This is a genomic window from bacterium, assembly GCA_016708025.1.
GTDB lineage: Bacteria > Zixibacteria > MSB-5A5 > GN15 > FEB-12 > FEB-12.
On sequence record JADJGQ010000003.1, the window covers coordinates 98,617 to 111,156 of the forward strand.

Genomic DNA, 12,540 nt, shown 5'->3' on the forward strand with positions numbered 1-12,540 from the left:
AATAGACAATCCCTTGCTCGTACGTTTCAGTGAGGGGCTGTTAGTTATACGTCGCGTCCGGCGATAACTTGCACGCCATCATAATATCCGCAATGCGGACAGATGTGGTGCGGCAAGCGCGCCTGGTGACAATGCTCGCACGGGATCACATTCGGGACATCGAGCTTCCATCCGGTCCGGCGCTTGCGCCCACGGGTGCGAGAATGTCGTCGTTTTGGCAGAGGCATGACGGCTCTTCCTTCCTATCTCTCAGTTGTTGTTACCCAGCAGTTTCCGCAACCCTTCCCAGCGGGAATCCGACGCCTCGTGCGAACAGGCACACGTCGTTTCATTCCAATTGGTCCCGCAGGTCGGGCAAAGTCCACGACAATCCTCCTGACAGAGCGGTTTCAGTCCGACTGCCAAGACCAGGGCCTGTCGGACCTGATCGGTCACGTCAACCCGCAGGTCATTGCCGTGATAGTATACGTACTCCTCATCATCCGCGTCCACACGCTCTTCCCCTGGAAGAACCGCATCGGAGCGAATGATGAAGTCGAAGTCACCTTCTAATTCAGTAACAAACTCCCGGGCGCACCGTGCACAATACAAGACGACTTCGGCTCGCGCACTCCCGGTGCAGAAGATGTCGAATTCGGTCTTCTGCAGGCTCAACTTGGCCTGAACCCAATTGACCTGAACCACTTCGTCGCCGAAGGGAACGATCTCGCTGGGCGATGCTTCCAGGATTGTGGTTGCAGGGAATCGTTCGAATTCCCGTAAATCTACAATCATAGTCTCACAGAATATCGACTTTGCGGGGGAAAGTCAAGCCCAAAAGGACAGGGCAACTCTTTGCCTTTAAGGCGGTTAGCCTTATTCGACCGAGCTCGCCCTCGGATTTTGCCCGAGACTGCTCTTTTTCGGCCCCTCGCCGATCCTCTCATAACAGAATTGGGCGCCGGAAAGCGCCCAATCATCTCTCTTCCCTTTTATACACCAACCGGTTCAGCGGTGGGTCTCTTTGTATATCCGAATCCGGTTAGTCGCACGCTCCATCGCGGCACGAATCGACGGGAGATCGATCTCGGTCTCCCCCTTCTCCGCGGAGATCAAGCGCGCCTTGTTCCGCTCATATGCTGCACGGGCTCGCTCGATATCGATCTGATTGCAGTCCTCGATCGCATCGGCAAGAATGGTCGCACGGTTGTGGGAGACCTCCAGAAATCCGTTGGAGACCGCCAGAACATGAACGGCATCGTTATTATCCCGAAATTCGATCTTCCCCGGTTTCAGCGCCGTAATCAGCGGCGCATGATGCGACAGCACTCCAAGGTAGCCATCCGAACCGGGAGCCGTCAGACTTTTGACGTCTCCCTCGTATTCGATCTGCTCCGGTGTGACAATGGATAGACGGAACATGCTTACTTCTTGCTCTTTTCGTAGCTTTCCAGCACTTCGTCGATCCCACCGACCATAAAGAAGAACTGCTCGGGGATATGATCGAGCTTGCCGGAGATCAGTTCATCGAATCCGCGGATCGTATCCTGCGCCTTAACATATTTGCCAGCCTTGCCGGTGAAGACTTCGGCCACAAAGAACGGCTGCGACAGGAAGCGCTGGATCTTGCGCGCCCGCTGTACGGTCTGTTTATCATCCTCGGACAATTCATCGATACCGAGAATGGCGATGATATCCTGGAGATCTTTGTAGCGCTGGAGAATCCGCTGCACGCCGCGAGCCACACGATAGTGATCATGTCCCACGATAAGCGGATCGAGAATTCGCGAGGTTGAGTCGAGCGGATCGACCGCCGGATAAATTCCCAACTCGGCGATCTGACGCGACAACACGGTGGTGGCGTCAAGGTGCGCAAAGGTGGTGGCCGGGGCCGGATCGGTCAAGTCGTCGGCCGGCACGTAAATCGCTTGCACCGAAGTGATCGAACCGGATTTGGTCGAGGTAATACGCTCCTGCAGCGCGCCCATTTCAGTACCGAGTGTCGGCTGATAACCCACCGCCGACGGCATACGGCCGAGAAGCGCGGACACTTCCGAACCAGCCTGGACGAAACGGAAAATATTGTCAATGAACAGGAGAACATCCTGTCCTTCTTCGTCACGGAAATACTCAGCCATAGTCAGACCGGTCAACGCCACACGGAGACGGGCACCCGGCGGCTCGTTCATCTGTCCAAAGACCAGAGCGGTCTTGGCAAGCACGCCCGAATCGGTCATTTCATGATAGAGGTCGTTTCCTTCGCGGGTACGTTCACCGACGCCGCAGAAAACGGAGTAGCCGCCATGTTCAGTCGCGATGTTATGGATCAGCTCCTGAATAACGACAGTCTTGCCGACACCGGCGCCACCGAAGAGTCCAACCTTGCCGCCTTTGGCGTACGGTTCGAGCAGGTCAATGACCTTGATCCCGGTTTCGAACATCTCGACCGAAGTAACCTGTTCATCGAAAGCCGGCGCCATGCGATGGATCGGCAGACGTTTGGTATTGGCCGGGAGCGGAGTTTTGTGATCGATCGGATCACCAAGCAGATTGAACAAACGTCCAAGCGAGGATTCACCGACCGGCACCGAGATCGGCGCGCCGGTATCGACAACCTTCATGCCGCGCACCAGACCATCGGTCGACGCGAGCGCGACGCACCGGACGATATTATCGCCGACATGGATCGCGACTTCGACCGTCAACTCTTCCTTGGTCGTTTCATTCTTGATTTTGAGGGCATTCAGGATGTTCGGCAGTGACTCCGAGGGGAACTCGCAGTCGACCGTCGGTCCAATCACCTGAACTACCTTTCCGATATTCTCAGCCATTCGGTCACTCCAGAGGTATGTTCAAAAACTATTCTCTAACCTTTAAGCGCTTCGGCGCCGGAGACTACTTCGAGCAGTTCCTTCGTGATCTGCGCCTGCCGTGCTTTGTTGTAATCGAGCGTCAGCGAATTGATCATCTCGCCGGCATTTTTGGTCGCCGCTCCCATGGCGATCATTCGGCTGCCATGTTCGGAAGCAAATGACTCGGTCAGGGTTGTCACCATTTTAGTGGTGGCATAGCCGGGCATCAGTGCGGCATAGATCTCTTCTGGCGACGGTTCAAAGATATATTCGCTTCCGCCGGTCCTGTCGTCCACTTGCGGGCGCGACACCGGCAGATACTGTTCGGTCACGATCTGATAACGGACCATCGACAAAAAGCGCGTGTAGATCAGGACGATCCGGTCGGTCTGACCGGCAACAAATCGTTCAGTCAAAAGCGAGGTGATCTGGCGTGCTTTGTCGTAATTGAGGACACCGGCCCAGTCGCCAAAGAACTGCAGGATCGGCCAACGACGGCGCTTGTAATAATCATTGCCGCGCTTGCCGATCGTAACGATCTCAACATCGCCTTCGTGCTTTCCAAGCCACTGATCAGCCTTGCGGATAACATTCGCATTAAACGAACCAGCCAGGCCACGATCCGATGTTACGACTACCAGAGTGGTTTTCTTAACCGGTCGCTCCTCGAAATAGGGATGAGAGATCTCACCCGTCGCCCCGGCGGCAAGATGCGACAGCATCTCATCCATCTTATGGGCATACGGCTTCGCCTGCTCCACCCGCTGCTGGGCGCGTCGAAGTTTCGCCGCCGCCACCATCTCCATTGCTTTGGTGATGCGTCGCGTCGAGCGGACGGTCCGGATACGTTTCTTAACTGCGCGTAATGTTGCCATGCGTCAGACTCGTATCCTTACGCTTTGAACTGCGCCTTAAATTTCGTTACGGCATCCTTCAATTTCGCCTCGGTCGCCTCGGAGATGATCTTCTCCTTGGTCAGGGTCGGCTCGATATCCGGATAATTCTTATCACAGAATGCGAAAAATTCTGATTCAAACTTCAAAATGGCAGCGGTTGACAGATCGTCCAAATGACCGCGTGCGCCTGCCCAGATGATCATCACCTGCTTGGCCGCGTGCATCGGGACATACTGACCCTGTTTCAGCAGCTCCACCATTTTTCACCACGGTTCAACTGCTTGCGGGTCCCTTCGTCGAGATCGGAGCCGAACTGCGTGAACGCCGCCAGTTCGCGGAACTGGGCAAGGTCGAGCTTGAGTGAACCAGCCACCTGCTTCATCATCTTGGTCTGCGCATTACCGCCGACTCGCGACACGGAGATACCGACGTTAATTGCCGGACGAACGCCCGAGTAGAACAGTTCTGCCTCGAGGAAGATCTGGCCGTCGGTGATCGAGATCACGTTGGTCGGAATGTAGGCGGAAACGTCGCCGGCCTGCGTTTCGATGATCGGGAGCGCGGTCAATGAGCCGCCGCCCAGTTCATCGGAGAGCTTGGCCGACCGTTCCAGCAAACGGGAGTGACAGTAGAAAATGTCACCGGGGTATGCTTCGCGGCCCGGCGGGCGGCGGAGCAAAAGCGATAGCTGACGATACGCCTGCGCCTGCTTGGAAAGATCGTCGTAGACGCAGAGCACATGCTTGCCGTTGTACATGAATTCTTCGCCCATCGCGCAACCGGCGTAGGGGGCGATATATTGAAGCGGCGCCGGGTCGGTGGCGGTGGCGCTGACGACGATGGTATACTCCATCGCGCCATGCTTGCGCAGGATCTCCACTACCTGGGCGATAGTCGACTGCTTCTGGCCAACCGCGACATAAACGCAGATGACATTCTGACCGCGCTGGTTGATGATGGTGTCGATCGCGACGGCGGTTTTGCCGGTCTGACGATCGCCAATGATCAATTCGCGCTGGCCACGACCGATCGGGATCATCGAGTCAATCGCCTTGAGTCCGGTCTGGAGCGGTTCTTTTACGCCCTGGCGTTCGATCACGGACGGTGCGCGCCCTTCAATAATGCGCATCTTGTCGGTGACGATCGGGCCCTTGCCGTCGAGTGGCTGACCAAGCGGATTGACCACGCGGCCGATCAGCGCATCGCCGACCGGAACCGACGCAACGCGACCAGTGCGGCGAACCGTATCACCTTCTTTGATCTTGGTGTCCGAACCGAAGATGGCGGCGCCAACGTTGTCCGCTTCCAGGTTGAGCACCAGCCCGTACACATCGCCGGGGAACTGGATCAACTCAGACATCTGGACATCTTCAAGACCCCAGATTCGGGCGATCCCGTCACCGACCTGGAGGACGGTACCAACCGACTCCATTTCGAGTTTCGTCTCGTACCGTTCGATCTCTTTTCGAATAATTGACGAGACTTCTTCGGGATTCAGAGGCATGAATGACTCCTGTATAAAAACACGTTTTTCTTCGTATCACTGCGGCCCACCGTCTGGGACGGACAGGACCGTATCCCACCATTTATGGTGGGCATCTCAATAGCGTACCAAGTGCTACTCAGCTACGCTACTTTCACCTTCTCCAACTGCTCTTCTATCAGGCCGAGGCCGTGACGAACCGAACCATCGATGATCTTATCATGCATGATGATGATCACGCCACCGATGATCGACGTATCCACCCGGGCATCCAGCTCGATCTTGAGTCCGGTCTTTTTCGCCAGGGTCGTCATCAGGTTGGTTCGCTCATTTGCATCGAGCGGCACCGCCGTTATCACGGTCACTTTGGCGACCCCTTTTTCGACTTTGACCATTCGGTCAAACTGCTCGACGATATCCGGCAGGAAATTGATCCGGTGCTTGTCCATCAGAACAAGAAGGAATTCCACGAACGGACGTTCCATCCTCGAGTCAAATGCCGTATGGATCAGGGCTATCTTTTTGTCGTCAGAGACCTGCGGCGCGTTCAGAAAATCCAGAAGCGAGCGGTCTTTGGCCAGCAGTTCCTTCAGTGCCAGGAACTGCTCGTCGGCCTTGTCGAGAAGACCCTTCGCCTTGGCGGACAAAAACAGCGCCGTGCCGTATTTATGAGCGACTTCGGGGGCCAGCATCGCTAGACCTTCTCCACTTCAGAGATATATTTGTCGATCAGATCGCGATGTTTTTTGTCATCAAGCTTCTCGCGAATGACTTTTTCCGCCGCGTTCATGGTGATGGTCACCATTTGGTCACGCAATTCGATGCGTGCCTTGGCCACCTCGCGCTCCAGATCAGCTTTGGTCTTGGTATGGAGTTCCTTGACCTCATGCTGAGCCTGCGCCTTGATATCGGCGGCGACCTTCTTTCCTTCCTCGATCGCTTTGACGATCTCGGAGCGACGTTCCGCTTCGACCTCTTTCATCTTGGCTTCATAGGCGGCCTGTTGTTCGGCGACCTTGGCCTTCTCGAGATCGATCTGCTTGAACTCGTCGATAATACGCGTGCGCCGTTCTTCCATCAGATTCATCAACGGACCCCAGGCGAATTTCTTCAGGATCCAGAGAGTGATCAGGAAGCCAACCGCATGCGTTAGTAACTGTTGCCATTCTAAATTCATGGATTCTCCGTGTTGCCAGACACCTCTACTCGTGACCGGCAGGTGCGCGCTTGACGCACCTGCATCACTCGTTCTTAGGCGCCAATCTTACCGGACAGCATGAAGAACACGACCAGCGCATAGATGGTCAACGCCTCGATGAGCGCGGCGCCGATGATCATGGCCGTCTGGATCTTGCCGGAAGCTTCCGGCTGACGACCGATCGCTTCCATCGCGGAACCGACCGCACGACCGAGACCAAGACCGGAACCAACCGCCGCCAGGCCGACGCCCATCGGCAGAGCCCACGCTAACATTGCCTGATAATCCATGATGAACCTCCAGAATATGTATGTCTATCTGTTCTTTGTCTGCTTAGTGATGCGCCGCCTCTTCGTGCGGCAACATCATCAATATATAAATGGTCGACAACAGGGTGAACACCAGCGCCTGAATGGTCGACAACAATAAGCCCAACAGAATGAACGGTATGTTCAACGGTATGCCGATCGGCGTGGCATGCGCCACTCCCGGGCCGAACAGCGCCATCATGCTGATCCCCAGCCCGACAAACGCCGCCACCAGGATATCTTCGCCCGTGATATTGCCGAAAAGTCGAAGGGCCAGCGAGAACGGCTTGGCCAGTTCACCGATCAGGTGAATTGGGAATATGAGCGGAACGATCGCCCAGCTTATCGCTTCGCGCGGCTGGCCGATCATATGGTCCAGATAACCGACCACTCCCAGTCGCGTGATCCCGGTGTACTGCGAATAGAGAAACACCAGAATAGCCAGGGAGGCGGTGATATTGATCGAAGTCGACGGCGAGTGACCGCCGGGTACTATCCCCATCAAATTCATAAACAGGATATAGAAAAAGAGCGTCCCCAAAAACGGCAGGAATCGCTTGGCATCCTTGCCGAGAATGGAATACAGGAAATTGTACATCCCTTCAACTGCCATCTCGAGCGCATTCTGCCCCTTACCGGGGATCATCTGGCGCTTGGTATAAACCCGGATGACTATAATAGAGAGGATCAGCGAAATGACCGCCGCGTAAATGATATTGATCCAGTGGTAAGCCCATCCCTCGTGATGTGTCAGCATGCTGACGACCGACGGGAGATGCGAAGACCCGCCCCCCTTGGCTTCTTCATGCCCACCTTCTTCGGTGGCCAGAACCAGGGTTGGTAGGAGGGTCATACCCCATCCGGTCAAGCGTGCAAGACTCTTCATTATAGGATAGCTCCCTGGAGATTTTTCTTCTTCGTGGAGTCGAGGCCAAGGAAAAGCCGGCCAAGCACTTTGAGAACCATGATCGCCATAACTCCGGTAAAGCCGATCAGCAGATGCAGGGCGGTAAACATCGGCACCTTAAGCAGGAAAAACCCCGCCACATACAGGGCAGGAAACTTGATCAACATAAAGCCGACCGTCCGCCCGACATCGGCACCCTCGGGCCGGATCGCTGACTGCACCAATGCGCTGATGAACATGAGATTGATCATACCCCACACTCCGCCCGAGAGAATGGCCAAGGATGGATAAAAGCCGAGATAATAAAACCCAAACGGGAGAAAGACAACGAGGACTATCCCGAAGGTACGCAATGTTCTTCCAATGAACTCCAGTCCCATCTCACTCATCGTCTGACTTGTCTTCCAGTGCCTGTGCTTTCTTAACCAGGTGATAAATTTCACGACCTGCGGCAACAAATCCGAGAATAACTCCCGCGATCGTCAGGTACGGTTCAGTTTCGAACCGTGAGTCAGCCCACTTGCCGGCAAAGAACCCGATCAACGGGGCCGCGACCAGAATTGCGGGGACTGCTCCCAGCAATGCGATCTGAGCGTAACCGGAAGGTTTCTTCTCACCAGGTGGAGCGATAAAAAGGGTCACTATAACCCTTTCAGTGACAGTTTAGTCGGCCAAATATAGACGAGACGAAGTGAATGTCAACCCGTTTTTTAACCGAGAGTCCCGGAGTCAAAACGACTTTTCGGCATTTAACGGCAGCCGATTAGAAAGATTTTTCCACATCCCGGACATTTGCCCGAATTTCGCCATTGCAACCAAATGCACTATCGCATTTCTTAGTCCCCAAACAAAGGAGTAACCATTGAGAGTTCCCACTTTTTGCTCATTCTGGTTCCGGCCGCCTTGCTTTTGGCAATTCTCGCATGCAACGGCGAAAAGGCGGAGCCGGTCGCTCAACCCAAAGATCAGGATACTACTCAGAAGTTGGTTGCGACCCCTTTGCCGAATCCGGATGAGATATTGGTGAAGGCGGCCTCCGAAAAGCTGGTCGACCAGTTTTCCCGCCGTTTGCGCTCCGAGTTGATGGATGCGATGGCCAAGGGTGATGCTGCCTCTGCGATAGCGGTATGCAGCAAGAAAGCCCCCGCCCTTGCGATGGAAATGTCCGGCGAGGGTTGGTCGATCCGGAGACTGAGCATGCGCCAGCGCAATCCCGACAATTACCCTGTTTCGACCGACGCCGCCTTTTACCAGCAATTGACAGCCGATACCGCACTCACGTATCTGGCCACCTGGAAGTTTGAATTCAAACGTCGGACCTACAACTACTACCAACCGATCTATATGCAAGCCATGTGCAAAAGCTGCCACGGAAAAACCGAAGAGATGGATCCGGCGGTAGTTGCGCAATTGACTAAACTCTATCCCGATGATCGGGCAGTCGGATTCGAAGATGGCGACCTGAGAGGGATATTTGCAGTGGTGGCGCAGTGGCCCGAAGCAAAAGCCAAAGCCGAAAAACTGGTGAGTAGTTCGGAGAAGTAAGGGTACAGAGCCGTTGCGATTCCGGGTCATTGGTTTGAATGACCATTGACCCGACACCGCAAATACCTCTTATTGCACGCATGAGTCACCGACCCTTGTGCCTGGTATGATCAACGCATGCTGTTAGATATTTCCGATCTTCATCTCTCCTACGATCGAATTGCTGCCCTCAAGGGAGTCTCTCTCAATCTTGAGAAGGGAGAGATCGTGGCGATCATCGGTGCCAACGGCGCCGGCAAAACCACTCTCATCAATACAATCTCCGGAGTTCTCAAACCTGACCGCGGAGAGATCCGCTTCAAAGACGAGCTCGTCAGTGGGCTTCCTGCCTATAAGATCACCCGGAAAAAGATCATCCAGGTTCCGGAAGGACGCAAGGTTTTCAACAAGCTTTCGGTCCTGGAGAATCTTGAGATGGGCGCATACGCCATTGATGACAAGCCGCGGATTCGCCAAAACATCTCCCGCATGCAGGATCTGTTCCCTATCCTCAAAGAGCGGTCATCCCAGGCCGCCGGTACTCTCTCCGGCGGAGAACAGCAGATGCTGGCGATCGCCCGCGGACTGATGGCTGAGCCGGAACTCCTGATGTTTGATGAACCCTCGATGGGACTCTCCCCGGTGATGGTCGAGAAAGTCTTCCAGATCATCCGAGAGATCAATCAAAGAGGCATCTCCTGTCTGCTGGTGGAACAGAATGCCAGAAAATCACTGCAGATAGCCAATCGAGCCTATGTGTTAGAAACCGGCTCGATCGTGCTGTCCGACACCGCCAGTCATTTGCTTGAGAACGAGCAGGTGAAAAAAGCATATCTCGGAGCCTAGGTCCGAACGGCCACACACTGCCCCAGAGTCAGCAAGTTAATCGCGCTAATTTCTAAACTTTCACAATATCCGTGCGATTCGACTGAACCTTTCAGCACGAATAGCTGTTAATTCGATAGTGAATTTCTTCACATGAATGTCGCCCGCCCCGCGGGTGCCTCAGGAATGGAAGTATGGATGCACTGACTCTGTCGCGTTGGCAATTCGGACTGACTATCGGATTTCACTATCTCTTCCCCGTGTTGAGCATCGGCCTCGGTTTCCTCCTCGTGGTAATGGAGGGGATGTATCTCAAGACCGGACGCGAACTGTATCACCAGATGACCCGTTTCTGGGTCAAGATATTCGGACTGATCTTTGCCCTCGGCGTCGCGACCGGGATCGTGATGGAATTCCAGTTCGGCACGAACTGGTCGACATATTCACGTTTTGTGGGGGACGTCTTTGGAAGTGCGCTGGCCGCGGAAGGGATCTTCGCATTCTTCCTTGAATCCGGCTTTCTCGCCCTCTTGTTATTTGGCTGGAACAAGGTCTCCAAACGGATGCACTTCCTTTCGACCGTCATGGTCGCCGCCGGTGCACATTTCAGCGCCATCTGGATAGTCGTCGCTAATTCCTGGCAACAGACCCCGGCGGGTCATCACATCGTCCAGCATGAGTTGGGGACGCGTGCGGAGATCGTCGATTTTTGGGCGATGGTCTTTAATCCGTCATTTGTCGATCGCATCTGGCATGTTTATATGGGTGCCTGGCAGGCAGGCGGATTTTTCGTCCTCTCCGTCTCCGCATGGTATCTCCTCAAAAATCGACATATCGACTTCGCGAAGATTTCCCTCAAGATCGGTTTGGTCTTTGCGGCAATCGCCTCTCTGCTGCAGTTGGTCAGCGGTCATTCAAGCGCAGTCGGCGTGGCGGAGAATCAACCAGCCAAGCTAGCGGCGTTCGAAGCTCACTACGATGCTTCTGCCCCGGCTGATCTCTGGTTGTTCGGATGGGTTGATGATGAGTCACAGATCGTAAAGTATGGGATCAAGGCTCCTGGCATGCTTAGTTATCTGATCTATGGTGATGTCGATCATCCGGTCACCGGACTCAACCACTTCCCCGAGGATGAACGTCCGCCGGTCAATCTCGTTTTTCAGTCATACCATGCGATGGTCGGGATCGGGATGCTATTGATCCTCCTTTCCTGGCTCGGCCTTTTTCTCCTCTGGCGCAGAAAGTTGTGGAATGCGCGGTGGTACCTCTATGCTCTTGTTGGTTCGGTCCTGCTTCCACAAGCCGCCAATCAACTTGGATGGTTCAGCGCCGAAGTCGGCCGTCAGCCCTGGGTGGTGTATGGACTACTAAAGACCTCCGAAGGGCTCTCCCCTACAGTCAAACCGGGCGAGATCATGACCTCGATCATTCTCTTTGGTGTGATCTACTTGCTGCTGTTCGCGTTGTTCCTCTACCTGCTCAACGAAAAGATCCAGCACGGCCCGGATGATGACTCGATCACGGAAGGACACCGCGCATGACGTTCGATCTCAATACGATCTGGTTCGGGCTGATCGGCATTCTCTTTGCCGGTTATGCGATTCTGGATGGCTTTGATCTGGGAGTTGGCGCGCTGCACCTGTTCACCAAAGGGGATAGTGAACGTCGCACTATGCTGAATGCAATCGGTCCGGTCTGGGATGGAAACGAGGTCTGGTTGGTGACTGCCGGCGGCGCGCTGTTTGCCGCGTTCCCCGAGGTCTATGCAACAGCCTTTTCGGGATTTTACCTCGCCTTCATGCTTCTTTTGGTGGCCCTGATCTTCCGCGCAGTGGCGATCGAATTTCGCTCCAAACGAGAAGGAAAATTCTGGCGTCAGGGATGGGATATTAGCTTCTCCGTGGCCAGCATCCTGGCCTCTCTTCTTATCGGGATCGCGCTTGGCAATATCGCCTGGGGGATTCCACTCGATGCCCGCCACGAGTACGCGGGGACTTTTCTAGGACTGCTGCATCCCTTTCCGATCCTGGTCGGCATCACGACTGTCGCTCTCTTCATGATGCACGGTTCTATCTATGTGGTCCTGAAAACCGAGGGTGAACTTCAGGCGCGCGCCCGTCTCTGGACACGGAACGGTATCATCTTCTTCATTATCGGCTATGCGTTCACGACTCTATTCACCCTGCTCTACATTCCGCACATGACCGATACGATTCGGGAGAATCCGGTGCTTTTCCTGGTGCCGATGCTCACCATACTGGCGATCGCCAATATTCCGCGCGAGATCCATCTGGGTCGCGATTTCCGCGCCTTCATTTCTTCCTCCATCGCAGTGGCCGCGCTGTTGGCGTTGTTCGGGATCGGAATGTATCCGTTCATGATCTACTCATTTCCCAGTCCGGAGAACAGCCTGACCATCTACAATGCAGCATCCTCGGCCGAAACGCTCAAGATCATGTTGATCATTGCGTTGATCGGAATGCCGATGGTGCTGGCGTATACGGTCAGTATTTATTGGATATTTAGAGGGAAAGTGAAGCTCGAGAAAACGAGTTACTAATCGGCGCA

The 12,540-nt window shown here is 54.6% G+C and carries 15 protein-coding genes and 1 pseudogene; 4 read left to right on the forward strand and 12 right to left on the reverse strand.

Going from position 1 to position 12,540, the window contains the following annotated elements:
* Positions 1-44: 44 nt before the first annotated feature.
* The 12 genes and pseudogenes from rpmF to IPH75_11690 form a co-directional block, all read right to left on the reverse strand.
* Positions 45-227 carry a 50S ribosomal protein L32 gene (gene rpmF, locus IPH75_11635; protein ID MBK7142719.1) on the reverse strand — a complete coding sequence of 61 codons (183 nt, stop codon included), beginning with the start codon at positions 225-227 and terminating at the stop codon, positions 45-47.
* A 22-nt stretch (positions 228-249) separates the two neighbouring features.
* Positions 250-774, reverse strand: a complete 525-nt coding sequence (locus IPH75_11640; GenBank protein ID MBK7142720.1) for a DUF177 domain-containing protein — start codon at positions 772-774, stop codon at positions 250-252.
* 213 nt (positions 775-987) lie between these two features.
* Entirely contained in the window at positions 988-1,401 is a 414-nt protein-coding gene (gene atpC, locus IPH75_11645) for an ATP synthase F1 subunit epsilon (GenBank protein MBK7142721.1), read from the reverse strand.
* 2 nt (positions 1,402-1,403) lie between these two features.
* The gene (atpD, locus tag IPH75_11650) at positions 1,404-2,810 is read right to left on the reverse strand and encodes a F0F1 ATP synthase subunit beta (protein MBK7142722.1); all 1,407 of its coding nucleotides are present in this window, start codon (positions 2,808-2,810) and stop codon (positions 1,404-1,406) included.
* A 35-nt stretch (positions 2,811-2,845) separates the two neighbouring features.
* Positions 2,846-3,706: an ATP synthase F1 subunit gamma gene (gene atpG, locus IPH75_11655; GenBank protein MBK7142723.1), complete on the reverse strand. Its 861-nt coding sequence runs from the start codon at positions 3,704-3,706 to the stop codon at positions 2,846-2,848.
* Positions 3,707-3,723: 17 nt separating this feature from the next.
* Positions 3,724-5,231: pseudogene (locus tag IPH75_11660) on the reverse strand (F0F1 ATP synthase subunit alpha).
* Positions 5,232-5,353: 122 nt separating this feature from the next.
* Positions 5,354-5,902: an ATP synthase F1 subunit delta gene (gene atpH, locus IPH75_11665; protein ID MBK7142724.1), complete on the reverse strand. Its 549-nt coding sequence runs from the start codon at positions 5,900-5,902 to the stop codon at positions 5,354-5,356.
* 2 nt (positions 5,903-5,904) lie between these two features.
* Positions 5,905-6,387, reverse strand: coding sequence for a F0F1 ATP synthase subunit B (atpF, locus tag IPH75_11670; protein MBK7142725.1), 483 nt, complete (start codon positions 6,385-6,387; stop codon positions 5,905-5,907).
* A gap of 74 nt (positions 6,388-6,461) precedes the next feature.
* A complete protein-coding gene (gene atpE, locus IPH75_11675) occupies positions 6,462-6,698 on the reverse strand; it encodes an ATP synthase F0 subunit C (GenBank protein MBK7142726.1) in 237 nt (78 codons plus the stop codon).
* 43 nt (positions 6,699-6,741) lie between these two features.
* Entirely contained in the window at positions 6,742-7,602 is an 861-nt protein-coding gene (gene atpB / locus IPH75_11680; GenBank protein ID MBK7142727.1) for a F0F1 ATP synthase subunit A, read from the reverse strand.
* Positions 7,602-8,012, reverse strand: a complete 411-nt coding sequence (locus IPH75_11685; protein MBK7142728.1) for a hypothetical protein — start codon at positions 8,010-8,012, stop codon at positions 7,602-7,604. The genes atpB and IPH75_11685 overlap by 1 nt, the downstream gene beginning before the upstream one ends.
* The gene (locus IPH75_11690; protein ID MBK7142729.1) at positions 8,005-8,265 is read right to left on the reverse strand and encodes an AtpZ/AtpI family protein; all 261 of its coding nucleotides are present in this window, start codon (positions 8,263-8,265) and stop codon (positions 8,005-8,007) included. Before IPH75_11690 ends, IPH75_11685 begins: the two co-directional genes overlap by 8 nt.
* 237 nt (positions 8,266-8,502) lie before the next feature.
* Between IPH75_11690 and IPH75_11695 the strand changes: the two genes are divergently transcribed.
* The 4 genes from IPH75_11695 to cydB all read left to right on the forward strand — a co-directional run bounded on the left by IPH75_11695 (position 8,503) and on the right by cydB (position 12,532).
* Positions 8,503-9,168, forward strand: coding sequence for a DUF3365 domain-containing protein (locus IPH75_11695; protein ID MBK7142730.1), 666 nt, complete (start codon positions 8,503-8,505; stop codon positions 9,166-9,168).
* 117 nt (positions 9,169-9,285) lie between these two features.
* Complete coding sequence (locus IPH75_11700; GenBank protein MBK7142731.1) at positions 9,286-9,993, forward strand: ABC transporter ATP-binding protein; 708 nt, start codon at positions 9,286-9,288, stop codon at positions 9,991-9,993.
* Positions 9,994-10,166: 173 nt separating this feature from the next.
* Positions 10,167-11,513, forward strand: a complete 1,347-nt coding sequence (locus IPH75_11705) for a cytochrome ubiquinol oxidase subunit I (protein ID MBK7142732.1) — start codon at positions 10,167-10,169, stop codon at positions 11,511-11,513.
* The gene (gene cydB, locus IPH75_11710) at positions 11,510-12,532 is read left to right on the forward strand and encodes a cytochrome d ubiquinol oxidase subunit II (GenBank protein ID MBK7142733.1); all 1,023 of its coding nucleotides are present in this window, start codon (positions 11,510-11,512) and stop codon (positions 12,530-12,532) included. The genes IPH75_11705 and cydB overlap by 4 nt, the downstream gene beginning before the upstream one ends.
* The last annotated feature ends 8 nt before the right edge of the window (positions 12,533-12,540 follow it).

Excerpts from the sequence above, each read along its gene's own strand:
- atpF (MBK7142725.1), bottom strand. The coding sequence starts at position 6,387 with ATGAATTTAGAATGGCAACAGTTACTAACGCATGCGGTTGGCTTCCTG.
- atpG (MBK7142723.1), bottom strand. The coding sequence starts at position 3,706 with ATGGCAACATTACGCGCAGTTAAGAAACGTATCCGGACCGTCCGCTCG.
- atpC (MBK7142721.1), bottom strand. The coding sequence starts at position 1,401 with ATGTTCCGTCTATCCATTGTCACACCGGAGCAGATCGAATACGAGGGA.
- IPH75_11640 (MBK7142720.1), bottom strand. The coding sequence starts at position 774 with ATGATTGTAGATTTACGGGAATTCGAACGATTCCCTGCAACCACAATC.
- IPH75_11705 (MBK7142732.1), top strand. The coding sequence starts at position 10,167 with ATGGATGCACTGACTCTGTCGCGTTGGCAATTCGGACTGACTATCGGA.
- IPH75_11700 (MBK7142731.1), top strand. The coding sequence starts at position 9,286 with ATGCTGTTAGATATTTCCGATCTTCATCTCTCCTACGATCGAATTGCT.
- atpE (MBK7142726.1), bottom strand. The coding sequence starts at position 6,698 with ATGGATTATCAGGCAATGTTAGCGTGGGCTCTGCCGATGGGCGTCGGC.
- rpmF (MBK7142719.1), bottom strand. The coding sequence starts at position 227 with ATGCCTCTGCCAAAACGACGACATTCTCGCACCCGTGGGCGCAAGCGC.
- atpD (MBK7142722.1), bottom strand. The coding sequence starts at position 2,810 with ATGGCTGAGAATATCGGAAAGGTAGTTCAGGTGATTGGACCGACGGTC.
- IPH75_11685 (MBK7142728.1), bottom strand. The coding sequence starts at position 8,012 with ATGAGTGAGATGGGACTGGAGTTCATTGGAAGAACATTGCGTACCTTC.
- atpB (MBK7142727.1), bottom strand. The coding sequence starts at position 7,602 with ATGAAGAGTCTTGCACGCTTGACCGGATGGGGTATGACCCTCCTACCA.
- atpH (MBK7142724.1), bottom strand. The coding sequence starts at position 5,902 with ATGCTGGCCCCCGAAGTCGCTCATAAATACGGCACGGCGCTGTTTTTG.
- cydB (MBK7142733.1), top strand. The coding sequence starts at position 11,510 with ATGACGTTCGATCTCAATACGATCTGGTTCGGGCTGATCGGCATTCTC.